Source organism: Achromobacter sp. MYb9, assembly GCF_002975275.1.
Lineage (GTDB): Bacteria > Pseudomonadota > Gammaproteobacteria > Burkholderiales > Burkholderiaceae_B > Achromobacter.
In genome coordinates, this window is record NZ_PCOQ01000021.1 from 20777 (window position 1) to 45578 (window position 24802).

General features: G+C 65.4%; 26 protein-coding genes and 1 tRNA gene. 15 read left to right on the top strand and 12 right to left on the bottom strand.

The features are described 5' to 3' along the window. Positions 1 to 24 precede the first annotated feature (24 nt). Genes CQ050_RS23695 through CQ050_RS23710 form a run of 4 tightly spaced genes read left to right on the top strand, consistent with a single transcriptional unit; the run spans position 25 to position 3777 of the window. Complete coding sequence (locus tag CQ050_RS23695; protein WP_105559266.1) at positions 25 to 1230, top strand: ABC transporter substrate-binding protein; 1206 nt, start codon at positions 25 to 27, stop codon at positions 1228 to 1230. 27 nt (positions 1231 to 1257) lie between these two features. After that, complete coding sequence (locus tag CQ050_RS23700) at positions 1258 to 2160, top strand: branched-chain amino acid ABC transporter permease (RefSeq protein WP_006217401.1); 903 nt, start codon at positions 1258 to 1260, stop codon at positions 2158 to 2160. Position 2161: 1 nt separating this feature from the next. Further along, positions 2162 to 3127 (top strand): branched-chain amino acid ABC transporter permease, encoded by a 966-nt coding sequence (locus CQ050_RS23705; RefSeq protein ID WP_105559267.1) that lies wholly within the window; start codon positions 2162 to 2164, stop codon positions 3125 to 3127. Next, positions 3127 to 3777, top strand: coding sequence for a GntR family transcriptional regulator (locus CQ050_RS23710; protein ID WP_105559268.1), 651 nt, complete (start codon positions 3127 to 3129; stop codon positions 3775 to 3777). The genes CQ050_RS23705 and CQ050_RS23710 overlap by 1 nt, the downstream gene beginning before the upstream one ends. Here CQ050_RS23710 and CQ050_RS23715 read toward each other — a convergent pair. Next, positions 3764 to 4249 (bottom strand): multidrug/biocide efflux PACE transporter, encoded by a 486-nt coding sequence (locus CQ050_RS23715; RefSeq protein ID WP_105559269.1) that lies wholly within the window; start codon positions 4247 to 4249, stop codon positions 3764 to 3766. The genes CQ050_RS23710 and CQ050_RS23715 overlap by 14 nt on opposite strands. Before the next feature lie 103 nt (positions 4250 to 4352). On the opposite strand from CQ050_RS23715, the gene CQ050_RS23720 reads away from it, so the two are divergent. Further along, complete coding sequence (locus CQ050_RS23720; RefSeq protein WP_105559270.1) at positions 4353 to 5216, top strand: LysR family transcriptional regulator; 864 nt, start codon at positions 4353 to 4355, stop codon at positions 5214 to 5216. A 19-nt stretch (positions 5217 to 5235) separates the two neighbouring features. Here the strand turns inward: CQ050_RS23720 and CQ050_RS23725 are convergent, their stop codons facing one another. Next, positions 5236 to 6048 (bottom strand): ChbG/HpnK family deacetylase, encoded by an 813-nt coding sequence (locus CQ050_RS23725; RefSeq protein WP_105559347.1) that lies wholly within the window; start codon positions 6046 to 6048, stop codon positions 5236 to 5238. Between the two features lie 36 nt (positions 6049 to 6084). Between CQ050_RS23725 and CQ050_RS23730 the strand changes: the two genes are divergently transcribed. Continuing rightward, positions 6085 to 6480, top strand: a complete 396-nt coding sequence (locus CQ050_RS23730; RefSeq protein ID WP_199196912.1) for a GtrA family protein — start codon at positions 6085 to 6087, stop codon at positions 6478 to 6480. A 128-nt stretch (positions 6481 to 6608) separates the two neighbouring features. Here CQ050_RS23730 and CQ050_RS23735 read toward each other — a convergent pair whose 3' ends face one another. Then, positions 6609 to 7667 (bottom strand): glycosyltransferase family 2 protein, encoded by a 1059-nt coding sequence (locus CQ050_RS23735; RefSeq protein ID WP_105559271.1) that lies wholly within the window; start codon positions 7665 to 7667, stop codon positions 6609 to 6611. Between the two features lie 271 nt (positions 7668 to 7938). Between CQ050_RS23735 and CQ050_RS23740 the strand changes: the two genes are divergently transcribed. The 5 genes from CQ050_RS23740 (at position 7939) to CQ050_RS23760 (ending at position 12110) form a co-directional block, all read left to right on the top strand. Beyond that, positions 7939 to 8445: a GNAT family N-acetyltransferase gene (locus tag CQ050_RS23740; protein ID WP_105559272.1), complete on the top strand. Its 507-nt coding sequence runs from the start codon at positions 7939 to 7941 to the stop codon at positions 8443 to 8445. Between the two features lie 162 nt (positions 8446 to 8607). Continuing rightward, a complete protein-coding gene (gene gltS, locus CQ050_RS23745) occupies positions 8608 to 9816 on the top strand; it encodes a sodium/glutamate symporter (protein ID WP_105559273.1) in 1209 nt (402 codons plus the stop codon). Positions 9817 to 9818: 2 nt separating this feature from the next. Then, entirely contained in the window at positions 9819 to 11327 is a 1509-nt protein-coding gene (locus tag CQ050_RS23750) for a TAXI family TRAP transporter solute-binding subunit (RefSeq protein ID WP_105559274.1), read from the top strand. 42 nt (positions 11328 to 11369) lie between these two features. Then, the gene (locus CQ050_RS23755; RefSeq protein ID WP_088590330.1) at positions 11370 to 11636 is read left to right on the top strand and encodes a hypothetical protein; all 267 of its coding nucleotides are present in this window, start codon (positions 11370 to 11372) and stop codon (positions 11634 to 11636) included. Between the two features lie 6 nt (positions 11637 to 11642). Then, positions 11643 to 12110 (top strand): YaiI/YqxD family protein, encoded by a 468-nt coding sequence (locus CQ050_RS23760; protein ID WP_105559275.1) that lies wholly within the window; start codon positions 11643 to 11645, stop codon positions 12108 to 12110. Between the two features lie 30 nt (positions 12111 to 12140). Here the strand turns inward: CQ050_RS23760 and CQ050_RS31030 are convergent, their stop codons facing one another. The 7 genes from CQ050_RS31030 to CQ050_RS23790 all read right to left on the bottom strand — a co-directional run bounded on the left by CQ050_RS31030 (position 12141) and on the right by CQ050_RS23790 (position 19258). After that, a complete protein-coding gene (locus CQ050_RS31030) occupies positions 12141 to 12287 on the bottom strand; it encodes a hypothetical protein (protein ID WP_199196916.1) in 147 nt (48 codons plus the stop codon). Between the two features lie 405 nt (positions 12288 to 12692). Continuing rightward, positions 12693 to 12767, bottom strand: a tRNA-Val gene (locus CQ050_RS23765). A 61-nt stretch (positions 12768 to 12828) separates the two neighbouring features. Then, positions 12829 to 13551 carry a DNA polymerase III subunit epsilon gene (gene dnaQ, locus CQ050_RS23770; protein ID WP_105559276.1) on the bottom strand — a complete coding sequence of 241 codons (723 nt, stop codon included), beginning with the start codon at positions 13549 to 13551 and terminating at the stop codon, positions 12829 to 12831. Between the two features lie 3 nt (positions 13552 to 13554). Beyond that, the gene (locus CQ050_RS23775) at positions 13555 to 16671 is read right to left on the bottom strand and encodes an efflux RND transporter permease subunit (RefSeq protein WP_105559277.1); all 3117 of its coding nucleotides are present in this window, start codon (positions 16669 to 16671) and stop codon (positions 13555 to 13557) included. 33 nt (positions 16672 to 16704) lie between these two features. Next, positions 16705 to 17787, bottom strand: a complete 1083-nt coding sequence (locus CQ050_RS23780; protein WP_105559278.1) for an efflux RND transporter periplasmic adaptor subunit — start codon at positions 17785 to 17787, stop codon at positions 16705 to 16707. 176 nt (positions 17788 to 17963) lie between these two features. Further along, positions 17964 to 18425 (bottom strand): ribonuclease HI, encoded by a 462-nt coding sequence (gene rnhA / locus CQ050_RS23785; protein ID WP_105559279.1) that lies wholly within the window; start codon positions 18423 to 18425, stop codon positions 17964 to 17966. A 53-nt stretch (positions 18426 to 18478) separates the two neighbouring features. Further along, the gene (locus CQ050_RS23790; protein ID WP_105559280.1) at positions 18479 to 19258 is read right to left on the bottom strand and encodes a class I SAM-dependent methyltransferase; all 780 of its coding nucleotides are present in this window, start codon (positions 19256 to 19258) and stop codon (positions 18479 to 18481) included. A 21-nt stretch (positions 19259 to 19279) separates the two neighbouring features. Between CQ050_RS23790 and gloB the strand changes: the two genes are divergently transcribed. The 3 genes from gloB to fabI all read left to right on the top strand — a co-directional run bounded on the left by gloB (position 19280) and on the right by fabI (position 22434). Then, positions 19280 to 20101 carry a hydroxyacylglutathione hydrolase gene (gloB, locus tag CQ050_RS23795; RefSeq protein ID WP_105559281.1) on the top strand — a complete coding sequence of 274 codons (822 nt, stop codon included), beginning with the start codon at positions 19280 to 19282 and terminating at the stop codon, positions 20099 to 20101. A gap of 7 nt (positions 20102 to 20108) precedes the next feature. Further along, positions 20109 to 21527 (top strand): transglycosylase SLT domain-containing protein, encoded by a 1419-nt coding sequence (locus CQ050_RS23800; protein ID WP_105559282.1) that lies wholly within the window; start codon positions 20109 to 20111, stop codon positions 21525 to 21527. A gap of 121 nt (positions 21528 to 21648) precedes the next feature. Continuing rightward, positions 21649 to 22434, top strand: a complete 786-nt coding sequence (gene fabI, locus CQ050_RS23805; RefSeq protein ID WP_105559283.1) for an enoyl-ACP reductase FabI — start codon at positions 21649 to 21651, stop codon at positions 22432 to 22434. A gap of 46 nt (positions 22435 to 22480) precedes the next feature. Here fabI and CQ050_RS23810 read toward each other — a convergent pair whose 3' ends face one another. After that, complete coding sequence (locus tag CQ050_RS23810; protein ID WP_105559284.1) at positions 22481 to 22879, bottom strand: OsmC family protein; 399 nt, start codon at positions 22877 to 22879, stop codon at positions 22481 to 22483. 159 nt (positions 22880 to 23038) lie between these two features. Between CQ050_RS23810 and CQ050_RS23815 the strand changes: the two genes are divergently transcribed. After that, positions 23039 to 23731, top strand: a complete 693-nt coding sequence (locus CQ050_RS23815) for a tellurite resistance TerB family protein (RefSeq protein WP_105559285.1) — start codon at positions 23039 to 23041, stop codon at positions 23729 to 23731. A gap of 73 nt (positions 23732 to 23804) precedes the next feature. On the opposite strand, the gene CQ050_RS23820 is transcribed toward CQ050_RS23815, so the two are convergent. Then, positions 23805 to 24791, bottom strand: coding sequence for a tripartite tricarboxylate transporter substrate binding protein (locus tag CQ050_RS23820; protein WP_105559286.1), 987 nt, complete (start codon positions 24789 to 24791; stop codon positions 23805 to 23807). Positions 24792 to 24802: the final 11 nt, after the last annotated feature.

Below are 24802 nucleotides of genomic sequence, written 5' to 3' on the forward strand. Positions count from 1 at the left end.
CATTCCTACACGGAGCGTAGTCAGATGAAATTGAATCGAATCGCAGCAGCGCTGCTTACCCTCGGCGCGGCCGGCGCGGTCCACGCGCAAGCCAAGATCAGCGACGACGTCGTCAAGGTTGGCGTGCTGACCGACCTGTCGGGCGTCTATTCCGATCTGGCGGGCAATGGCTCGGTGATCGCCGCCCGGCTGGCTGCCGAAGAGATGGGCAACAAGGTGCTGGGCAAACCCGTGGAGGTGGTTGCCGCCGATCACCAGAACAAGCCCGACGTGGCCGCCAACCTGGCCCGCGAATGGTTCGACCAGGGCAAGGTCGACATGATCACGGACTTTCCCACCGCGTCCACCGCGCTGGCCGTGATGGAAATCGCCAAGCAGAAGAACCGCGTGACGATGCCGTCGGCAGGCCTGTCCACGGCGATCCTGGGCGAAAAGTGTTCGCCGCTGAATGCGCAATGGACCACCAACACCTACGCGCTGGCGGCCGGCACGGCGCGCGCGCTGGTCCAGGAAGGCAAGAAAACCTGGTACTTCATCACCGCCGACTACACCTTCGGCCACTCGCTGGAAAAGGACGCCACCGAAGTCATCAAGGAAAACGGCGGCACCGTCGTCGGCGTGTCGCGCCACCCGTTCCCGGGCAACGACTTCTCGTCGTTCCTGCTGAAGGCGCAAGCCTCGAAGGCCGATGTGATTGCGCTGGCCAACGCCGGCAACGACACGGTCAACGCCGTCAAGCAGGCCAACGAATTCGGCATCAACAAGAAGCAGATCGTGGCGCCGCTGCTGACGTATATCTCGGACGTGCACAGCATGGGCCTGGCCAAGGCGCAGGGCATGTATCTGACCGAAGCGTTCTACTGGGACTACGACGACGCCTCGCGGGCCTGGGCCAAGAAGTTCTTCGAGAAGGCCAAGAAGATGCCGACGGCGTCGCAGGCCGGCGTGTATTCCGCCACGCTGTCGTACCTGAAGGCGATCGAAGCCGCGGGCACGGACGACGCGCCGGCCGTGATGGCCAAGCTGCGTGAAATGACCATCAATGACGCCGTGATCCGAAACGGCAAGCTGCGCGCGGACGGCGCCCTGGTGCATGACATGCTGCTGTTGCAGGTGAAGACGCCGGCGCAGTCCAAGGCCCCGTGGGACTACTACAACGTGAAGTCGGTGCTGAAGGGCGAGGACGTGTTCCCCAAGCCGCAGGCCGCCTGCCCGTTGAACAAGTCGTAACGCCACCCACGCCGCCCGCTACCCGCCATGTTCGACATCTCCCTTCCCGCCCTGCTCGCCCAACTGCTGGTGGGGCTGATCAACGGCTGCTTCTACGCCATCCTGAGCATGGGGCTGGCCATCATCTTCGGCCTGCTCAATATCGTCAATTTCACGCACGGCGCCCAGTTCATGATGGCGGCGTTCCTGGCGTGGATCGGTTTCACGCAGCTGCCGCAGTTGCTGGGGCCCGGGGTGCAGATCAATTTCTGGGCCGCATTGATCCTGGCGCCGCTATTGGTGGGCGCGGTCGGCGTCGTCATCGAAAAGACGCTGCTTAAACGGCTGTATCACCTGGACCACCTGTACGGGCTGCTGCTGACCTTTGGCATCGCGCTGATGATGGAGGGCGGGTTCCGCTACTTCTACGGCATCTCGGGCGTGGGCTACGAGCCGCCCGAGATCCTGCAGGGTGGCTTCGACCTGGGCTTCATGTTCCTGCCTGCGTACCGGGGATTCGTGGTGGTGGCGTCGCTGACGCTATGCATCGCAACCTGGTACCTGTTCGAACGCACCCGGCTGGGGGCCATGCTGCGCGCCGGCACCGAGAACCCGAAGCTGCTGCAGGCCTTCGGCGTGAACGTGCCGGTGATGATCACGCTGACCTACGGTTTCGGCGTGGCGCTGGCCGGCGTGGCGGGCGTGCTGGCGGCGCCCGTCATGCAGATCAACCCGCTGATGGGCTCCAACTTGCTGAACATCGTGTTTGCCGTGGTGGTGATCGGCGGCCTGGGCTCCATCATGGGCGCCATCGTCACCGGCCTGGCGCTGGGCCTGCTGGAAGGCCTGACCAAAGTGTTCTATCCCGAAGCGTCCACCGTGGTCGTGTTCATCGTGATGGCCGTCGTGCTGCTGATGCGCCCCGCCGGCCTGTTCGGCAAGGAGAAATAAGGTGCCGCGCATTCCCCTTTCGATCCGCATCCTGGCGCTGCTGCTGGTGCCCGCGATGCTGGTGCCCTTCTTTCCCCAGATCGTCTACCCCGTGTTCGTCATGAAAGTGCTGTGCTTTGCGCTGTTCGCGCTGGCCTTCAACCTGCTGACGGGGTTTACCGGCCTGGTGTCGTTCGGACATGCGGCGTTCTTCGGCTGGGCCGGCTACGCCGCCGGTGAAATGATGATTCTCTTCGGCGCGCGCGGCTTGCCGCCCGAAATCGCCATGCTGTGCGGCGTGGCGATGGCCGCGGCCATCGGCTATGCGATCGGGTGGCTGGCCATCCGGCGCACCGGCATCTATTTCGCGATGATCACGCTGGCGCTGTCGCAGGTCGCCTATTTCATGGCGGTGCAGGTGGGCTGGACGCGCGGCGAGGACGGCATGCAGGGCATCCCCCGCGGCAAGTTCCTGGGCCTGGTGGACCTGAGCGTCGATACGAACATGTATTACTTCGCGCTGGCGGTGTTCGTGCTGGGCTTCCTGTTCGTCTACCGGGTGATCCATTCACCGTTCGGCCAGGTGCTAAAGACCATCCGGGACAACGCGCCGCGCGCCATTTCGCTAGGTTACGATACGGATCGGTGCAAGCTGCTGGCCTTCGTGCTGTCCGCGGCGGTGGCCGGCCTGGCCGGGTCGCTCAAGGCGCTGGTGCTTCAATTGGTGGCGTTGAACGACGTGTCGCTGTCCACCTCCACCGAGGTCCTGCTGATGACGCTGCTGGGCGGTATCGGCACGGTATGGGGCCCGGTGGTCGGCGCAACGCTGGTCGTCAGCTTGCAGAACTACCTTGCCACCCTGGGCGATGTCGTCACGATCGTCATCGGGCTGATTTTCGTGTTGTGCGTGTCGTTCTTCCGACGCGGGTTCGTCGGCGAATGGCTGGCCTACACGCAGTGGCGCAAAACGAAGGAAAACAATAATTGATGGCAGGAGCAGAACCCAAACGGCGCGCCGCGGATGTCGCCTACGACCAGATCGAGAGCATGATCGCCACGCTGCAGTTGCAGCCTGGCCGCGCGGTCGTGGAAGCGGATCTGGTGGAAAAGACCGGCCTGGGGCGCACGCCGCTCCGCGAGGCGCTGCTGCGCATGGTGGCGGCCGGGCTGATTCGCCAGGAGCCCCGGCGCGGCCTGCGCGTGTCGATGATCCAGCTGGCGGAACACATGGACCTGATCCAGACCCGCCGCGCCCTGGAACAGTTGATCGCCGCCAGCGCGGCGCGGCGCGCCACGCCCGCGCAACGCACCCAGATCGTGGACTGCGCGGCGCAGATGATCCGCGCCTCGGAAGGCGGCAACCTGGACGACTACATGCACGCCGACCAGTTGCTGGACTACGTTTGCCACGAAGCCTGCCGCAACCTGTCCGCCGTGAACGCCGTGGAACCGCTGATCATCCAGTGCCGGCGCTTCTGGTACGCCTATCAGCACGAGGGCGATATCGCCGAGGGCGCCCGCCGCCACATGCTGATGGCCCAGGGCATTGCCACGGGCAACGAAGCCGCGGCCATCAAGGGCGCGGATTCCTTGATGGACTACCTGGAGATGTTCACGCGCAAGGTCATTGACGCGTAGCGGCCGGCACCGCAACCGGGGACACGGCGCCCGCCTTGCCCCGGTTCAGCCATTGCATGACGCGCGGACGCGACCGGTCGTAGGCCAGGTTGTACAGAAACGCATAGGGCAAATAGAACAGCACCAGCGCGATATCCAGCACGAAGGCTTCCCAGAGGCTGATGCTAAGCCACCAGGCCGCCAGAGGGATCACGATCAGGATCAGGCCCAGTTCGAATCCGAAGGCGTGCAAGATGCGCACGCGCAGGTTGCGGGTCCAGCCGAAACGGTTCTCGACGCGGTCGAAGCCGGCGTTGTAGATCATGTTCCAGACCAGCGCGATCCAGGCGATGACCGCGGTCAGCACGCCCATTTCAAACAGGGACTTGCCCATGGCCCAGGCGGCGGCCGGCGCGCACAGGCCGATGGCCAGGATTTCAAACAGAAAAGCGTGGAAGAAACGTTCTTTTAGGGTTTTCGTGGCTTGCGTCATGACCCACCTGAGGTCGGTTGCTACAGAGTGGGAGCGATTTTCGACGATATTTCCGGTACGATAAAGATTGAATCCATCGGAAAAACCGATAGCCCGCCTGCCCATGCGCCACTCCCTTGATTCCCTGGCCGCGTTTGCCCAAGTCGCGTCGGAAGGCTCGTTTTCCGCCGCTGCGCGAAAAATGGGTAAAAGCCAATCCACCATCAGCGAAACCATCGCCAACCTGGAAGTGGACCTGAACGTCACGCTGTTCGACCGCAGCCAACGCCAGCCCGCACTGACCGAAGCCGGCCAGGTGCTGCTGGGCCAGGCCCTGCAAGTGCTGGCCGCGAACGACCGGTTCAACCGCAGCGCCAGTCAATTGGCCGACGGGCTGGAGCCCCGCCTGACCGTGGTGCTGTCCGACACGTTCCAGTCCGAGACGTTCGAGACTATGCTCAGCCAAATCGACCGGCGCTACCCCACGCTGCGCTTCGAATGCCTGATCGCGGAATACGAAGACGTGGTGGCGCTGGTGCAGCAAGGCCGCGCGCACGTCGGCCTGATGGCGGCGCAAGACAGCTACCCGCCCGACGTCGCGCACGCCACGTTGACGGAACTGTCTGAAATCGTCCTGTGCGTGGGGCGCAATCATCCGCTGGCGGGCCGGGCACGCATCACGCGCGGCGACCTCGATGCCGAACGCGAACTTCGCCTTAGCACCTACGAACTGGATGACAAGGACGCCGCGCCGCCTAACTCGACCTGGTCGGCGCCGGGTTATCTGATGCTGCTGGAAATGGCCAGCCTGGGCTTCGGCTGGGCGGAGTTGCCGCGCTGGATGATCCAGCGCTTCGGGCGCAATCAACTGGTGGAACTGACCGTGCCGGGCTGGCCGCGCCATATTCGCGTGGATGTCGTGTGGTCCACGCGCCGCCCCCTGGGGCCCGCGGGCGCCTGGCTGCTGGACAGCCTGACGCGCGGGTAGCCGGCGTCAGGCTGCGGGGTCAGCGCGCGGCAGCCGGCAGGCGCGCGATGCGCACGCCGTTTTCGCTCAACCAGTCGCCCAGCTTGGGGCAGGCCAGCACATCGAATTCGGCGCGGCGCTGGCGCGACATGGGGCTGCCATCCCGGCAATCCATCGCGGGATGGCACATCAGCAAATCGCCGTCATGCGCATTGAACAGCCAGTTCTGCAACAAGTCCGCATAGCGGCGCTTGCCGCCGTCGAAGCCATATACGCCCAGCAGCCGGCGATTGGTACGCAAGCCGTCCTGCCGGGCCCGACGGGCCAGCGCCGCCGCGCCCAAGGCGCCGATGATCCGCGCCTTGATCGATTCCTTGAGCGGAATGCCGCATAGCGCGCCGGGCGCCGTCTGCCGCAGCCAGGGCTGCCTATCGCCGTAGCGGCGCTTCAGTTGCGATAGCACCTGGTCGCGAATGCCGGGCAGCTGATGCACGTGCTGATGGCCATCCACATAGTCGGGCGCGCGTCCCAACGCGGCTTCGAACGCGTCGAATTGGCGGTTCAGGCACGCGTCGATCCATGCGCGGTCCAGCCGGCCGGCATACGCGCGCAGGATCAGCCTGCTCAAGGAGGGCATGGGCTCGGCATCGTCCAGCGATTCCGAGAAATTCACATGCAGGCCGATATCGACGTCATGCGCCGACAGGCGGGCTGCATTGCGGGCAAACGTGGGCCCCTGCGACAGACAACTGACCGCACTGATGCGGCCCATGCCCGCCAACGCGATCATGCCTTCATCGATGTCGGTATTCATGCCAAAATCGTCACCGCAGACGACGATTCGTTTGCTCATTGCATCACCTCGAATTTCCATTTCACCACGGCTTCCATGCGCGCCTTGCTTCAGCAGATCAGCCTTTTCGTCGTCGTCGGCTGCGCTGCCGCTGCCACGCACTGGGCCATTGCCGTCGGCTGCGTCGAAGTCTTCCACTTGCCACCATTGGCCGCCAACCTGGTGGGCTGGCTGGTCGCCTTCGTGGTTTCGTTCTCGGGACACTACCGACTTACCTTCCGACATACCCGCACATCCTGGACCGTAGCAGCCCGTCGTTTCTTCTTGATTTCAGCCATCGGTTTCGTCATCAACGAATCGGCCTATGCCTTGCTGCTGCACACCACGGCCATTCCCTATGACGTGCTGCTGGCGCTGATCCTGGTGGGATTGGCGTTCGCCACGTTCGCCGCTAGCCGGCTCTGGGCATTCCGCCACAAACCCGCCGCCTGAAGGCGTGGCGCGCCGCGCACCGCCACGGCGCCGCGTGCGATCCGCTGGGCAGCCTGTACCGGGCGAGGCCTGCGTAGAGTTCTGCGTAGAGGCCTGCGTAGAGGTCCTTCACCGGCCATCGGCCATGCTCAACCCGTGCCCGTGGCCTTGTCCGCGCGCGAGGCCACGCCCTGGCGCCGGCGCACGACGTATAGCGGCCGGCCCTTCACCTCGTCGAAGATGCGGGCGACGTATTCGCCCACCACGCCCAGGGAAATCAGGTTGACGCCGGCAAAGAACAGTACGGCGGTGACGATCGTGGTCCAGCCAGACACCGGGTTGCCCGACAGCAGGTATTCGCCGACGAGGTACGCGGCATACGACATCCCCAGCATGGCGAAGACGACACCGACCAGGCTGACCAGTCGCAAGGGCCAGGTGGTGAACGCGGTCAGGCCATCCAGCGCCAGGCGGAACAGGCGCATGCCGCTGAACCGGCTATCGCCATGCAGGCGTTCGTCGGGGGTATACGGCAGCGCTTCGCCCTTGAAACCGACCCAGGCATACAAGCCCTTCATGAAGCGCGTGCGTTCGGGCAAGGCGATCAGCGCGTCGACCACGCCGCGGTCCATCAAGCGGAAATCGCCCGCGTGCGCCGGCACGTCCACGCCGCGCGCGCTGCTCAGCAGTTTGTAGAACCAGCGTGCGCCAGAGCGCTTCACCCAGGATTCATCGGCGCGGGTTTCGCGCACCGCATAGACCATTTCGGCGCCGGCGGCCCAGCGCGCCAGCATCTGCTCGATCAACGCGGGCGGATGCTGAAGGTCCGCATCCAGGCAGATCACGGCATTGCCCGTGGCGGCTTCCAGGCCCGCGCTCAGCGCAGCTTCCTTGCCGAAATTGCGCGACAGCTGCACGTAGCGAAAGCCGCGATGCTGCGTCCATTCAGCCATCAGCGCTTCGGTGCCATCCGTGCTGCCGTCATCGGCCACGATGATTTCCCAGCTGGTGCACAAGGCCGACAGGCGGCTGCGCAACAGCGGCAACAGGATGCGCAGGTTCTCGGCCTCGTTCAGGCACGGGATGACGCAGGTTACGCAAGTGTCATAGGGCACGGCCGCCGCCTTGGAAGACCAGAGCGAATCCAAGGGATACGTTTTGGCCAACACTTGCTGCGGGATCGGATCGGACCGGAATTGGATGTGCATAAGACGCTTGACTCGGAATACAGGACGATATGGCGAGCAGTATGCGTAGGGCGTCGTCGAATTTTCATGAAATGCGGCACAACCGCCGCTTGCTGGAACTTGAGCGAATTCTAGGGACACGCACCGCGAAAACTATGAAGTCGCGTGCAAGCCTCGTTAACCTATGTCCCTGATTTGTGAAACCTCGTAAAGCAGCACCCAACCGGACGCCGGTAAAATGCGCCGGCTTTTCTTGTTTTCACAGGTTGTCATGCAATACCGAGTCCGCCCTATGCTGGCCAGCGACGTGGACGGCATTCTGGATGCCCAGACCCTGGCCTACCCCGGCTTTCTGCTTGAAAGCGCGGAGTTCTTCCTCAATCGCCTGACGCTTGCGCCCGCCTATTGCTGGGTGGCGCGCGCAGCCGCCGACGACTCCCTGCTGGGTTACCTGGTTTCGTACCCCTGGGATGACGGCCTGCCTCCCGCGCTGGACGTGGCGTTGGCTGCGCTGCCGCCGCAGGCCGACCACTGGTTCCTGCATGACTGCGCCGTGGTGCCGTCCGCGCAAGGGCTGCGCGTGGGCCAGACGCTGCTTCGGACCGCTGCCAGCCAGGCCATGGAAAGCGGCATGCGCCGCGCCAGCCTCGTGTCGCTGGAGTCTGCCGTGGGCTATTGGCGGCGTCACGGCTATCAGGCGGTGTACGGCGAAGGCCGCTCGCTGCCCGCCGGACTGGCGGACAAGCTGGCCGGATACGGTCCGCAAGCCAGTTACATGTCGCGCGTGTTTCCGCTTTAGGCGGCGCTTGCACCCGGCCTCCTGACGGGGCCACGCGCGTTGCCGCGCCCATATACATCGCTGCGATCACGGCCGTAATATAGGGCCACAGTCTGAACGATGTGGCGGCAACGGTTCCCCCCTGCTTTGCATTGCTGCGCCCGTCGGGGCGCGAAGGCCCATATGATTTCGCTTTCGCCCGTTCAATCCCTGCTTGCATGCTGCCTGGTGCTGGTCATCGGCCGGGTGCTGACCTCGCGCATCGGCATCCTGTCGCGCTACAGCATCCCCGATCCGATCGTGGGCGGCCTGCTGTTCGCCGTGCTGGCCTACTTGCTGTCGACATGGGGCGGCGTGTCGATTTCGATGGAAACCAGCATCAAGCCCACCTTGCTGCTGCTGTTCTTCGGCTGCATCGGGCTGACCGCGAACCTGAAGCTGCTGGCCAAGGGCGGCCCGCGGTTGATCGCCTTCCTGCTGGCGCTGATTCCCTTCCTGGTCCTGCAGAACGCCGTGGGCCTGGGCATGGCCTGGCTGCTGGACATGCATCCGCTGATGGGTCTGCTGGGCGGCACCATCACCCTGGTGGGCGGCCACGGCACCGGCGCGGCCTATGCCACGCGCTTTGCCGACTTCAACAACATCCAGGACGTCATGGCGCTGGCGATGACCTCGGCCACGCTGGGCCTGGTGCTGGGCGGCGTGGTGGGTGGCCCGGTGGCGGAATGGATCATGCGGCGGCACAAGCTGGCCGGCAGCCTGGACCACCCGGCGCAGACCGGGCATGCCGCGCCGGATCTGGCCGAAGAGGCCGCCCCCGCCACGGCTGGCTCGTTCATCGTGTCGCTGACCGCCGCCTTCGTGTGCCTGGTCGTCGGCGGCTACCTTGCGATGCTGGTGGAAGGCGCACCGGTCAGCCTGCCCAACTTCCTGTGGTGCCTGGCAACCGGCGTGCTGATCCGCAACGTCGGCGTGCGCGTGGGCCTGAAGCTGGACGACCGCGCCACCGAAATCATCGGCACGATCTCGCTGTCGCTATTCCTGGGCATGACCATGATGACGCTGGACCTGTCCAGCGTGGCGCGATTGGCGGGCCCGCTGGCCCTGATGCTGATCGTGCAGACGCTGTTCTGCGCGTTGTATGCCACCTGGGTGGTGTTCCGGATGCTCAAGAGCGATTACGAAGCCGCCATCATGTCGGCCGCTTTCTGCGGATTCGGGCTGGGCGCCACGGCCACCGCCATCGCCAACATGCAGGCCCTGACGCGCCGCCACGGGCCCGCGCCGGAAGCCTTCATCGTGGTGCCGGTGACGGGCGCGTTCCTGGTCGACATCCTGAACGTGATCGTGCTGACGTCCTTGATTTCGCTGCCGTTCGTCGGAGGGATGTAAGCATGAACCTGTCCATCCTAAAGCGTATTGCCCTGATCGGGCTGTGCCTGGTCCTGGCGGCCTGCGGCCGCGCGCCCGATACCGACGCCCTGCGCGCCGACGTCGAACGCGGCCTGAACGCCACTTATGGTCAAGGCGTGTTCCGCATCGCCGAACTCACGCGCATGGGATCGGCCGCGGACAGCAACGCGCCCCCCGGCGAAACCCGCCGCGTGGTCTATTACGACGTCGAACTGGATTTGGGCCGCGACATCGCGCTAGGCGCCTGGGACCAGCCGGGCGCGGCGTCGCTGGTGACACTGCTGGGCGCGGGCCCGCGCAGCATCAGCGGCGTGAAGTCGGGCGGCAACCAGACGGGCGACCGCATCGTCGCCCACGCCAGCGCCATCTATCGTCAGGAAGGCGACGCCTGGAAACTCGTTACGCCGGCGGGTTTCAAAGCCGCCGAAGCGCCATCGCTGGATACGGGCGCCCCGCCTCCCGTCACGCAGCAGCTGCTGGACACGCTGGATCAGATCACCCACTCCGTCGCCTACAGCGCGTCCAGCACGGCGCAGCATGTCGTGCAGCAGGAGTTGGAGCGCTCGGTGTCCCGCATCAACGGCCGGCTGGCGCGAATGCAGCGGGGCTACCCGCTGGCTGGCGGCCCCGACCGCGGCGAGTACGTGGCCTTTGCCCGTGCGCTGGCCGCCGTGGGGCGCGCCCGGCAGATCCGCGTGACGCCGCTGATCACCGGTGGCGGCGCCGAGAACATCGCACTGCTGCGCAACGGCGACGCCGTCGTCGGCCTGGCGCAAGCCGACACCGCCCGCCTGGCCTATGAGGGCCGCGGCCCCTTTGCGGCGCAAGGCCCCTTCGTGGGGCTGCGTGCGCTGGGCAGCCTGTATCCCGAACTGGTCCACATCGTGGTCCGCGACGACCCGGCGCTACGCGGGGTGCGCGACCTGAAGGGCAAGACGATCGCGTTGGGGCCTGAAGGCTCCGCGGTGCGCGCCACGCTGGAGGCCGTGCTGGCAGCCCATGGCTTGCAGGCCGGCCGCGACTACAAGGTGGCGGACACGCCCTTTGCCGCGTCGCTGCCCGCCCTGAACGCGGGCACGGTGGATGCCGCCGCGCAGGTGATCGGCGTGCCCGCCACACCGCTGCGCGATGCCCTCACCCAGGCCCAACTGAAGCTGCTGCCGCTGGACCCGGCCGCCATCAAGACGCTGGCGGCCCCGGAGAGCGGGTTGATACCGCTGGAAATCGCGGCGGGCACCTACCCCAACCAGTCGGCGCCGATCCCGACAATCGGTACGGCCGCCCTGCTGCTCACCACCGCCGACCTGACCCGCGACGAAGCGCTGGTAGTCGTGCGCGCCGTCTACCAGACGGGCCAGGACCTGCTGGCCGCGGGCTCGCCCCAGGGCGCGCAGGTATCGGTGGCCAATGCCCGGCGCGGCCTGACCGTGCCGCTGCACGACGGCGCCGAAGAAGGATTGGCGCTGCTGGAGCACGCCAAACCGCGTTGACGCCGGTTGCGCTTATGATTGCGCTCCTAATCAGGAATTTCCATGAATAAATTCGATCTTCAAAAGAACCAGGCCCTGAAGTTGGCCGGCCAACTCAAGCAGTCCGCCACCCCCGACCGCTTCGGCGTGGCCTCGCAGGCGCCCGACCGCCGCGAACAGCGCAAGCTGGATCAGGCCGCCGGCCTGGTGCCGTTTCCGCTGAAGCTGTCGCAAGCGCACGCCGACAAGCTGCGTGCCCTGGCGGCCGAACGCGGCGTGTCCACCAACGACATCGTGGCCGACGTGCTGCAGAAAGCACTGGGCGAATAAGCGCTCATGCATATCTGGGTCGATGCGGACGCGTGTCCCGTGGTCATCAAAGACATTCTGTTCCGCGCCGCGCAGCGTTGGCAGGTGCCGCTGACCCTGGTGGCCAACCAGCCCCTTGCCACCCCGCCCTCGCCGCTGATCCGAGCCGTGCAGGTACCCCGCGGCTTCGACGTGGCGGATGCGCATATCGTCGAACGCGCGGAACCGGGCGATCTCGTCATCACCGCGGATATCCCGCTGGCCGCCGAAGTCCTGGAAAAAGGCGCCATGGCGCTGAACCCGCGCGGCGAACGCTATTCGCCGGAGACCATCCGGGAACGGCTGACGGTGCGGGACATGATGGAAGAATTGCGCGCAAGCGGCGTGGACACGGGCGGCCCGCCTTCGTTCAGCCAGGCCGACCGCAAAGCCTTCGCGAACCAGCTGGACACCCTGCTGGCCCGCATCGCCCGCCAGCAGGCGCCGAAAAGCTAAGGCCGCCTTGCCGGGCGGATCACGGCCACGTCAATAGAACGTGATGTAGGCCTTGTACAGGATCGAGCCAATCGCCGTGATCAGGCCCAGGCCCATCAACCCCATCCCGACGTTGCGGTCGCGCAGCCCGAAACCGACCAGCATCAACGCCACGCCCGTGACGATGATAATCAACATGGTATTTGTGCTGGCATGCATGGACGTCTCCTGTTCGCGTAGGCGAGCCCCGAGATTTCCTCTTGGCGTTCGCCGCTCAACAATCATAGACATGCAAAGACCCGACGGGACGCAAGCGCCAAAGGCACAATTGCGTTTGATCAAGCACCCGATCAATAGCGTAGTGCGTTTCCCGCCCCAGAAGTTTCCCGCCCCGAAGTTTCCTGCCCAGAAGTTTCCTGCCGCGGAAAACAAAAAAGCCAACCGGTAAAGGTTGGCTTGTTTGCTTTGCACCTGGCATCGCATCTTGCGATACGGTGTGCTGTGCGACTTGCTGTACAGCTTGCTGCTGTACCACTTGCTGTACCGCTTGTAGACAGTTCCGGCTTGTTGGATATTGGGCCTGCGCTGCCTTTCAAGGGTCTTTGGTGGGTGGTACAAGTTTCGAACTTGTGACCCCTGCCGTGTGAAGGCAGTGCTCTACCACTGAGCTAACCACCCTGAAAGAGGCGAAATAATAGCATGTTTTTTAAAACGTGCGCAAGTCGCCTTGGGAAATTAATTACGCTGCCGTCACCGGCGCGTCCAGCTTGCGCCACACGCACTCGCCGCCCACGGACTTGTCCAGCGCGGCCAGGTAGGTTTCGTGCTCGGCCAGTTCGTCATCGCTGGCCTTCACGACCACCAGGCCCGACGCGTCGAACTTGGCCAGCACGATGCCGTCGCTGCCGGCGCCGTCATTGTCGTCCACGTCGATCAGCAGCGCATCCTGGCCGCGCGTCATGGCCAGCCAGACTTCCGCCAGCAACTGCGAGTCAAGCAACGCGCCGTGCAACGTACGGTGCGCGTTGGAAATGCCGAAGCGGTCGCACAGGGCGTCCAGCGAATTGCGCTTGCCGGGGAACAGAGACCGGGCATGCAGCAGCGAATCGGTGACCGTGTCGCAGTAGTCGGTGATGGGGCCACGGCCCGTCTTGGCCAGTTCGGCGTTGAAGAACTTCACGTCGAACGCCGCGTTGTGCGCGATCAGTTCCGCGCCCTGGATGAATTTGACGAATTCGTCCGCGACGTCCGCGAAGCGCGGCTTGTCGGACAGGAATTCCGTCGTCAATCCGTGCACCGCCAAGGCCTCGGGATCGCTGTCGCGATCCGGGTTCAGGTAGAGGTGCAGGTTGTTGCCGGTGGACATCCGGTTGACCATTTCCACGCAACCGATTTCAACGATGCGGTGGCCCTGGGCAGGGTCCAGTCCGGTGGTTTCCGTGTCAAAGATGATCTGGCGCATGACTTATTCCGACGCTGCATTGGCCGAGGCCGGCGGCGTCTGGGCGCCCGGCGGGTGGGCCGGGGGATGCTCTGCGCTGCCGGCATGGCCGGGTTTCTGGCGCGCGGTGGCAATCAGCGTGTACGCCACCGGCACGACGAACAAGGTCAGTAGTGTACCCAGCATCAGCCCGCCCACCAGCACCCAGCCGATCTGCTGGCGCGATTCCGCCCCCGCGCCCGTGGACAGAGCCAGCGGCACCGTGCCCAGCACCATGGCGCCGGTCGTCATCAAAATGGGGCGCAGCCGCAGCACGCTGGCCTCGGTGACGGCGGCGAACAGCTCGCGGCCTTCGTCGCGCAGCTGGTTGGTGAACTCTACGATCAGGATGCCGTGCTTGGTGATCAGCCCCACCAACGTGATGAGTCCGATCTGGCTGTAGATGGACAGCGTGCCGCCCGTCAGCCACAAGGCCAGCAGCGCGCCCGTCATGGACAGCGGTACCGACAGCATGATGATGAAGGGGTTGCGCCAGCTTTCGAATTGCGCGGCCAGCACCAGGTAGATGAAGGCAAGCGCCATGGCGAAGACCAGGTAGATGCTGCCCGATGAATCGCGGAATTCGCGCGACTGGCCGTCCAGGTCGGTCACGATGGTGTTGGGCAGCACGTCGCGCGCGACCTGGTGCATGTGGGTCAGGACCTCGCCCAGGGCATAGCCCGGCGCGACGGCCGCGTCGATCTTCACGGCGCGCAGGCGGTTGAAGTGGTTCAGCGACTGCGGCGACACGCCTTCGTGCACGCCCAGCAGGTTATCCAGCTGCACCATGCTGCCGTCGCGCGCCCGCACGTAGATGCCAGAGATGTCGGTGGGGTTGGCGCGGTCGCGCGGCGTCACCTGCACGATCACGTCGTATTGCTCGCCTTCATCCTTGTAGCGGGTGACCTGGCGGCCGCCCAGCATCGATTCCAGCGTGCGGCCCACGGTGTCCACGTTGGCGCCCACGTCGGCCATCTTGTCGCGGTCCACGCGTACCCGCAGTTCGGGGGTGTTCAGGCGCAGGTCGGTGTCCAGATTGAGCAGGCCGGGGTACTTGCGCAGCTCGGTCAGGAACACGTCCGTCAAGCGGGCCAGCTCCTCGTAGGAGGCCTGGCTCATGATGATGAATTCCACCGGCTTGGAGCGCGCCGACTGGCCCAGCGATGGCGGGTTGGTCGGGAAGGCGCGCACGCCGGGCAGCGACGCGAACTGCGGCTGCAACTGCTGGGTGATGGCCTGCTGCTTGCGGTCACGCGCTTCCCATGGCTTCAAGCGCAGGATGGCGGTGCCGTCGGTCACGGTCGGAAAGCCCACGGTGACCTGGCTGCCGCTGGCTTCGGGGATCGCGGAATAGAACTTCTCGATGCCCAGCATGCTGTCTAGCGTGTAGTTCAGCGTGGCGCCTTCCGGCGAACTGACGATGCCGAACACCACGCCGCGGTCTTCGATGGGCGCCAGTTCGCTTTTGACCACCTTGAACAGGACGCCGCTGCCGGCGGCCACGGCCACCCCGATCACGACGACCAGCCAGCGGTGGCGCAACGACGCCCCCAGCAGACGGCGGTAGCCGTTGCTCATGCCGTTCAGCCAGCCTTCGATCAGGTTGTACCAGCGGCTGTGGCTGCTTTGGTGGCGCAGCAGCACCGAGCACATCATGGGCGTCAGCGTCAGGGCGACAAAGCCCGACACCAGCACGGCGCCGGCCAGGGCCAGCGCGAATTCGATGAACAGCCGGCCCGTCCGTCCGGTGGCGAACGCCAACGGTGCGTACACGGTGACCAGCGTCATGGTCATGGCGACCACCGCGAACCCGATTTCCTTCGAGCCGCGCAGCGCGGCTTCCTTGCGCGGCATGCCCTCTTCGATATGGCGGTAGATGTTCTCGAGCACCACGATGGCGTCATCCACCACCAGGCCGATGGCCAGCACCATCGCCAGCAAGGTCAGCGTGTTGATCGAAAAGCCAAAGAAGTACATCAGCGCGCAGGCGCCCACCAGCGACACCGGGATGGTGACGATGGGAATGATGCTGGCGCGCAGATTGCGCAGGAAAAAGAAGATCACCAGCACCACCAGGACGATGGCTTCGCCGATGGTGTGGAAGACGGAATCGATGGAACGTTCGATGAACACCGACGAGTCGTAGGCGATGTTCAGCTTCATGCCCGCCGGCAGCGTCTCGTTCAGGCGCTCGACTTCCAGGCGCGCCGCCTTGGACAATTCAAGCGGGTTGGCGGTGGATTGCCGCGTCACGCCGATGTTGATCGCCGGCTTGCCGTTGAAGCGCGACAGCACGCGGTCGCTGGCCGCCGCGATCTCGACCTTGGACACATCGCGCAGGCGGACGGGATAGCCCTTCACGTTAGCCACAATCACGTCTTCGAACTGCGCGGGCGTCTGCAGGTCGGTGGACGAGACCACCGAAAACTCGCGCGCGCGCGACTCAATCCGGCCGGCCGGAATCTCCACGTTCTGGCTGCGCAAGGCGGCTTCGACGTCCTGCACGGTCAGGCCGTAGGCGGCCAGCTTGTCGCGGTCGACGTAGATGCGCATGGACGGCAGGCGCTCGCCGAAGACGCGGACTTCGGCCGCGCCCGGCAGCACGGACAGCCGGGTCTTGATGTATCGGTTGATGTAGTCGGAAGTCTGGATCGCCGAGTACGTGCCGGACTCCACCGCGATGTAGATGATGGGCTGGGAGTCGGCCTCGACCTTGCCGATGATGGGCTCGTCGATCTCGTCGGGCAGGAAGCGCCGGGCGCGCGACACCTTGTCGCGCACTTCGGCCGCCGCGGCGTCCGGGTTGCGGGACAGGTTGAATTTGATGTTGATCAGACTGCGTTCGGAGCGGCTGCGCGAGGTCATCACGTCCACGCCTTCGATGCCGGCCAACTGGTCTTCCAGCGGCTTGGTCACCTGCGATTCGATCACCTCGGGCGAGGCGCCCTTGTAGGTGGTGTCCACCGACACGATGGGCTCGTCGATCTTGGGATATTCGCGCACGGTCAGGCGCGAATAGGAAATCAAGCCGATCAGCACGATGATCAGCGACAGGACCGACGCGAACACCGGCCGCTTGATGCAGGTTTCCGAGATACGCATTGCGCTATCGCCAAGAAAGAAGAAGAGCCGGCGTCACGAGCCGCCGCCGACGACGTCCACGGTGGCGCCGTCCGTCACGCGCTGCATGCCCGCCACCACCAGCTTATCGCCGACCGCCACGCCTGTGAGGATCTCGACGCGGCCTTCGCGGCGCTCACCGATCGTGACCTCGCGCCGCTCGGCGCGGCCGTCCTTGATGCGGTAAACGTACTGCGTTTCGCCCGAGGGAGACAACGCGGCCTCTGGCGCGACCAGCGCCTTGTCCTGATTGAACAGCAGTTGCACGCGGGCGAACATGCCCGGACGCAGCACCGCATCCTTGTTGGCAACGGTGGCGCGCAGCAGAATGGACCGGCCGCCCGCGTCGATCAGCGGGCTGACGGCGTAGACCATCCCCTGGCGCTCCTGGCCGGGCAGCGCGTCCAGGCGCAACGTCAGCTGCTGGCCAACGCCGACCTTGCTGAGATACATCTCCGGCACGCGGAAATCCACTTTCAACGGGTCGATGGCCTCAAGCGGCGCCAGGTCTTGCCCCTGGTTGACGTAATCGCCCACGGACACGCTGCGCAACCCCACGATGCCGCCAAACGGCGCCGAAATCGTCATCTTGTCCAGCCGGGCCTGCGCCAGCGCCACCGCCGCCTCCTGGACCTTCAACGTACTGGCGGATTCGTCACGGGCCTGCTGGCTGACGAAGCCCTTGCCCTGCAATTCCACCGCGCGGCGGTAGTGGCTCTGGGCCAGGGTCAGGTTGGCGCGAGCCTGCGCCAGTTCGGCCCGCGGCACGGAGTCATCCAGCCGGATCAGCGTCTGGCCGCGCGCGACCGGCTGCCCTTCCTTGAATTCGATGGTCTGGATGCGCCCGGTTACTTCGGGCCGCAGCACCACGGACTCGTCGGAACGCAGGCTGCCCACGGCGGACAAGCCGCGCGCGAACGGAATTTCCTGGACGGCCGCCACCTCGACGCGCACGGGACTGGCCGGCGCCACTTTCGGCGGGGTAACGGTCTGGCTGGTGGTGACCCCGGGCGCGAGCCAGCGCGGCACAAAAACGCCAAGTGCGGCCCCCGCGGCCAACCCGGCCGCGACGGCGGCCAGCAGTACAGCTTTTTTCATGCGCGAATGTGGCGGTGGTGCGGCGCGGGCCGTTTTCCCCACATGGCCGATGCCGCAGGAACTGGAATGGGGATGGCACTGTAGCACCCGAATTTACATACTGGAACAATCCAGAAGCCGGATGAAAGAACTAAATCCGCCCCAAAAGGCGGAATTCAGGGTATATCCCGATGCCGTCAGCCCCGCTTGGCCGCTTCCACGCCCATATTGGCCAGTTGGTCGGCGCGTTCGTTGCCGGGGTCGCCGGCGTGCCCGCGGACCCAGCGCCACGACACCTGATGGCGCTGGACCTGCTCGTCAAGCGCCTGCCATAGCTCGACGTTCTTGACGGGCTTCTTATCGGCGGTCATCCAGCCCCGGCGCTTCCAGTTCGCCAGCCATTCGGTCATGCCCTTCATCACGTACTGCGAGTCCGTGTGAATGGTGACGACGCAGGCGCGCTTGAGCGCGCGCAGGCCTTCGATGACCGCCAGCAGTTCCATGCGGTTGTTGGTGGTCTGGAGTTCGCCACCGTGCAGGGTTTTTTCATGGCCGCCCGCGCGCATCAGCACGCCCCAGCCGCCCGGACCCGGATTGCCCTTGCAGGCGCCGTCGGTCCACATTTCCACTTTCTGATCGTTCGGTTTGTTGTCCTGCATGGTGCTGCTTGGTCATCCTTATTCGTGCAAAGTGAGTCCCTGGCCCGGCCCGGTCAGGACCGGTCGAAACCGTCGTCGGCCTGGCGGTTGACCACCACCGACGCGGCGCGCGCCCGTTTGGGCTTGGTTTTCCAGGCGGGCCCGATGATACGCATGCCGGCCACGCGCTTGACGGCCGACACCATGTAGACCGCCCCGCCCAGGCTCCACCACCGGGCGCCGGCCGATTCCAGGAACCCCCAGCGCTGCAGCCATTTTTCGCTGCGGCAGGCGGGTGCGTAGCAGCCAAACTGGCTGCTCTGGAGTTCCAGCGACAGCAGCTTGAACCAGTCTTTCAGCCGCGGCACCGACACCTGGGACGACGGCGGCTGCGGCAGCCAGGGCTCCATGCCGGGCATGCGCGTGCGCGCCCCCCACATGCTCCAGGGGTTGAAGCCCGAAATCACGACACGCCCTTCCGGCACCAGCACGCGTTCGACCTCGCGCAAAACGTTGTGCGGGTCCGACGTGCATTCGAAGGCATGCGGCAGGATGAGCAGGTCGACGCTCTGGGTTTCGAACGGCAGCGCTTCAGGTTCGGCCAGCACCACGCGGGACTGCCAGCCGGCGATGCTCTCCGCCGACGGGGTCTCGGTGCCCACGTAGCCCTTGAAGGGCATGCGGTTGGCCCGCAGCAGGTTGATGTCGGCCAACCCGACCTGCCAGGCGTAATATCCAAACACGTCCGCGACAGCCGCGTCGAACTGGGCCCGTTCCCAGGCCAGCGCGTACTGCCCCGGCGGCGTCTGGAACCATTCGGCCAGTTCTACAATCGGCGGAGTATCTTCTGCCACGTTTCTTTTCCTTCGAATCTCATGCAAGCCTTGACCGCCCCCGCAGGCGGCCGCGAACGCAGTGCCGCGGTCTTGCCTCTACCCGCCTTTACCGACAACTACATCTGGGCCATCGTCCATGGTGAAAACGCCGCCGTGGTGGACCCCGGCGAAGCCGGTCCAGTGTTGCGATGGCTTGAGCAGGAAGGCCTGAAGCTGCGCGCCATTCTACTCACGCACCATCACGCCGACCATGTAGGCGGCGTTCTCGAATTGTCACGCATCGCGGACATTACCGTATACGGTCCGGCGCGGGAACAACTGCCCCGCTGCGACGTCCCCCTGACGGAAGGCGACCGCGTGGCCCTGCCCGAACTGGACCTGGACCTGCGCGTGCTGGACGTGCCCGGACACACCGCCGGGCACATCGCCTACACGGGCCGGGCGGCGGGAATAGAACCCGTGCTGTTCTGTGGAGACACCCTGTTTGCGGGGGGCTGCGGCCGGCTTTTCGAGGGCACGCCTTCGCAAATGCATGATTCCTTAGGAAAATTTTCTGTTTTACCGGCAGATACACAGGTTTTTTGCGCGCACGAGTACACTCTAGCGAACTTGCGCTGGGCATTGGCTGTGGAACCCGCCAATCGCACCCTGCAACAGTGGTATCAGCGAGCCCAGCAATTACGAGCAGAAGGTCTTCCCACGCTTCCGTCGACGATCGGTCAGGAACGCGCGACGAACCCGTTTTTGCGTACGCAGCAAGTCGACGTCGTCCGTGCCGCAGCCAGCTGGGCCGGACGCAATCAACCTACGCCGGTAGAGGTCTTTGCCTCCCTGCGTGAATGGAAGAACGATTTCAAGTGACCGCCTGATGAATCTATCCCGACTCCTTCTGCCACTCATGTTGGCAGTCCTCGCCGGTTGCGCAGGAACCAAAGCCCCCGATAGCAAGAACCTCACCACCAATTCCCAAGGGCGCTACATCGCCCGGGACACGTCGCGAACGGTTGACCTGACCAACCCGCCTTCCGACGCCTGGGACCGCATCCGCCGCGGTTTCGCCATCCCCAACCTGAATACCGACCTCTCGCAGCAGTGGACCGACTATTACGCGTCCCACCCCGAGGCGGTGCAGCGCATGGCGGAACGCGCGGGCAAGTATCTGTATTTCATCGTCGACGAAATCAACCGCCGCGGCTTGCCGACCGAACTGGCGCTGCTGCCGTTCGTGGAAAGCGCCTACAACCCGACCGCGCTGTCGCGCTCGCAGGCATCCGGCCTGTGGCAGTTCGTGCCCGCCACCGGGCAGCACTTCAACCTGAAGCAGGATTGGTGGCGCGATGAACGCCGCGACCCCATCGCCTCGACCAATGCGGCCCTGGACTACCTGGAAAAGCTGTTCGAGATGCAGGGCGACTGGTATCTGGCGCTGGCGTCCTACAACTGGGGCGAAGGCTCGGTGCAGCGCGCCATGGCCAAGAATGAAGCGGCTGGCCAGAACACCGACTACCTGTCCCTGAACATGCCGGACGAGACCCGCAACTACGTGCCCAAGTTGCAGGCCATCAAGAACATCATCGCGGACCCGCAGCGCTATGCGGTGGCGTTGCCCCCGGTGGGCAACACGCCCTACTTCGTGACGGTCCAGAAGAACAGCGACATCGACCTGGAAATCGCCGCCAAGCTGGCCGAAATGCCGCTGGACGAATTCAAGGCCCTGAACCCCTCGTTCAACCGCCCGGTCATCCGTGGCGACCACGGCCCGACCCTGCTGCTGCCGGCCGACCGCGTCGAGATCTTCAACGCGAATCTGACCAACTACAAGGGCGACCTGAGCGCCTGGAAGGTCTACCATTCGCGCCGTGGCGAATCCTATGCCTCGATTGCCAAGCGTTTCGGCGTCACGGAAGCCAAGCTGCGCGCCACCAACGACATCGGCTCACGCCAGAAGTCGGCATCGGGCCAGGCCCTGTTGGTGCCCGGAGATGCCGGCACCGGCGGCGTGCAACTGGCATCGCTGGCTGCGCCCGTGGGCGCGCTGGATTCGGTCCCGTCCGACAACAAGGCCTCGGCCCCGCGCGCCCGCGCCGCACAGGCGCCGGCCGCCCGCGTGGCCAGCGCCCGCCCGAACGTGCGCACCCACAAGGTCCGCCAGGGCGACACCCTGTTCTCGCTGGCCAAGCAGTACGGCACCTCGATCGAGACGCTGCGCGCGCTGAACAACCTGAAGGGCAGCGCCCTGAAGGTGGGCGCGCCGCTGCGCGTGCCGGGCACCAACGCCCGCGGCTGACCCGCCGCCAGACCCGACAGCACGGCGCCCCTCTCGGGCGCCGTTTTTTTTCAAGTACGCGAAACCGCCAAAATCCTTAAAATAGACGGTCTTCAGCAGGTAAGAATCAAAGGAAAAAAACATGGGCTTTCTCGCCGGCAAGCGCATTCTCGTCACCGGGGTGCTTTCGAACCGATCCATCGCCTACGGCATTGCGCGCGCCTGTCACCAACAAGGCGCCGAACTGGCGTTCACCTATGTCGGCGACCGCTTCAAAGACCGCGTAAGCGAGTTTGCCGCCGAATTCGGCAGCAAGATCGTGCTGCCTTGCGACGTGGCCGAAGACAGCCAGATCGAAGGCGCCTTCACCGAATTGGCCCAGCACTGGGACGGCCTGGACGGCCTGGTCCACTCCATCGGCTTTGCCCCCCGCGAAGCGATCGCCGGCAACTTCCTGGACGGCCTGTCGCGTGAAGGCTTCCGCATCGCCCACGACATCTCGGCCTACAGCTTCGCCGCCATGGCCAAAGCCGCGCTGCCGCTGATGGAAGGCCGCAACGCGTCGGTGCTGACCCTCACGTACCTGGGCGCCGAACGCGTCGTGCCCAACTACAACACGATGGGCCTGGCCAAGGCCTCGCTGGAAGCCAGCGTGCGCTACCTGGCCACGGCGCTGGGCCCGCGCGGCATCCGCGCCAACGGCATTTCGGCGGGCCCCATCAAAACCCTTGCCGCCAGCGGCATCAAGGACTTCTCGGCCATCCTGAAGTTCGTGGAAGCCCAGGCGCCCCTGCGCCGCAACGTCACCATCGACGATGTGGGCAACGTGGCCGCATTCATGCTGTCGGAACTGGCTGCCGGCGTCACCGGTGAAATCACGCACGTGGACGCCGGCTTCTCGACCGTCGTTCCGGGCATGGAAGACTGACCTGCCGTGCAAGGCGGGGCAACGCGCCCCGCCCGGCCGGCCACGATCAGGCCGGCCGCACCACCAGCGTGGACACCTGCACGTCCACCGCCGTCATCAGCTTGTGGATCGGGCACTTCTCGGCCACCGCCAGCAGCTCATCGATCTGGGCGTCGGACAGTTCTCCGTGCAAGGTCAGCTTGGCCGTCAGCCGATAGATGCCTTTGCGTTCCTCGCTGGCGTCGCGCACCACTTCCACCCCTACCGATTCCAGCGGCAGTTCCTTGCGCTGCGCGTAGACCATCAGCGTCATCGCCTTGCAGCCGCCCAGCGCGGTATCGAAATAGTCGTGCGGATCAGGGCCTTCACCTTGCGGCTGCGGCATCGCCAGCGGCAAATCATGGCTTTCGGCCGTGGCGGTGAACTGCAACGTCTTGGGCGCATTCTGTCGGACGCGGATACTCATGGGTGGGATCTCCAGGGGAACGAGCGCCCGTCGCGGACGCCCATGCCACCTTGTAGCATCTGCCGAGACTTGCGCTTACTGACGGAAACCTGAACTTATTGGCACGCGGCTGGTCGGATATCCCTATCCGCGATTCACGCACAGACAAAAGGGGGCCGCATGAGCGCCAGACAACTTCTTGATCAATTGCTGCAATCGGGCCAAGGCCTGCTTTCCGACGCCACCAACCGCGTGCAAGGCGCGACGGGCGGTTCGGGCGGGGGCAAGGGTTCGTTCCTGACCGGATTGGGCGGCGGCGCGCTGGGCGCAGGCGCGCTGGGGCTGCTGATGGGCAGCAAGAAAGCCCGCAAGATCGGCGGCAAAGTCGCCATGTACGGCGGCATGGCGGCGTTGGGTGCGCTGGCCTATCGCGCCTATGGCGATTGGCAGCGCAACCAGGCGGGCGGCGCGCCGGCCACGCCGCCGCAGACGCTGGACCGCCTGCCCGCCCCAGAGGCCGAGCAGCACAGCACTGCCGTCCTGACCGCCATGATCGGCGCAGCCAAGTCCGACGGGCACATCGGCCCCGAAGAGCGCACCCTGCTGGAAACCGAATTGGCCAAGCTGTCCTCCGACGCCCAGGACCGCCGCTGGCTGGAAACCGAGCTGTCCCGCCCGCTGGACCCGGCCGCCGTGGCCCAGTCGGCCAAGACGCCGGAAATGGCAGCCGAGATGTATCTGGCCAGCCTGCTCGTCGTGGACGAGGAAAGCTATATGGAGCGCGCGTACCTGGACGAACTCGCGCGCCAGCTCAAGCTGGCTCCCGATCTGAAGGAACAGCTGGAGCAGCACGCCAAGACGGCTGTCGCCTGACCGGCCCGTTGCGATGCGGCAGTCCGGCGGACAAGCGGACGGGGTTCAGGATCCGCCCCGCCGCCCAGCCGGATCAGTCCGCCCGCAGCCCGATTGATTCCGTCAACGCCGTGTAGCGGTCGATGTCGGCATTGATCATCTTCTGAAATTCGCGCGGCGTGCTGCTGGCCGGCGTGAAGCCCTGCTCGCGCAGCGACGCCTGTACCTCCGGATTCCGCACGATCTTCGCCACGGCGGCATTCAACCTGTCGACCACCGCGGGCGGCGTGGCGGCTGGGGTCAGCAAGCCGTGCCACTGGTCCAGCGCATAGCCCGCGACGCCCTGCTCGGCCACTGTCGGCACGGTGGGCATCAGCGGAGAGCGCGCCGGTGACGTCACGGCCAACGCGCGCAGCTTGCCTGCGGCGATGAGCGGCGCGGCACTGGACGCCGTCACGATGCCCATTGCCACCTGTCCCGCCGTCACGTCGGTCAAGGCGGGACCACACCCTTTGTACGGCACATGTTGCAACACCGCGCCCGTCGCGCGCGCCAGCATCTCGCCCGCCAGATGCTGCGGCGTGCCATTGCCGCAAGACGCGAACGGCAGCGGCTTGGACGCCTGCGCCGCGGCCAGCGCCTCATCCATTGTCCGCAGCGGCGAGGTTGCCGGCACCACGAAGACCGACGGCACGAACGCCACATTGATCACCGCGGAAAAATCCCGCTTGGGCGCAAAGCCCAGATTCCGATAGACCCCGGGGTTGATCGCGAACGAGCTGTTCACCATCAACAGCGTGTAGCCGTCGGGCGGCGCTTCCGCGACGATGCGCGCGCCGATGTTGCCGCTGGCGCCGGGGCGATTTTCCACCACCACCGGCTGGCCCAGTTGCTCTTGCAGGCTGGCGCCGATGCGGCGCGCCAGCAGGTCGGTGCCACCGCCTGGCGGAAACGTCACGACGATGGTGATGGGGTGCACGGGATAGGACGCGTCACCGGTGGCTTCGCCCGAAGGCGAATTGCCGCAGGCTGCCAGCGACAGCGCGAACAGCGGAAGAAAGGATCGAAGCAGACGTTTCATGTTGCGGGCCT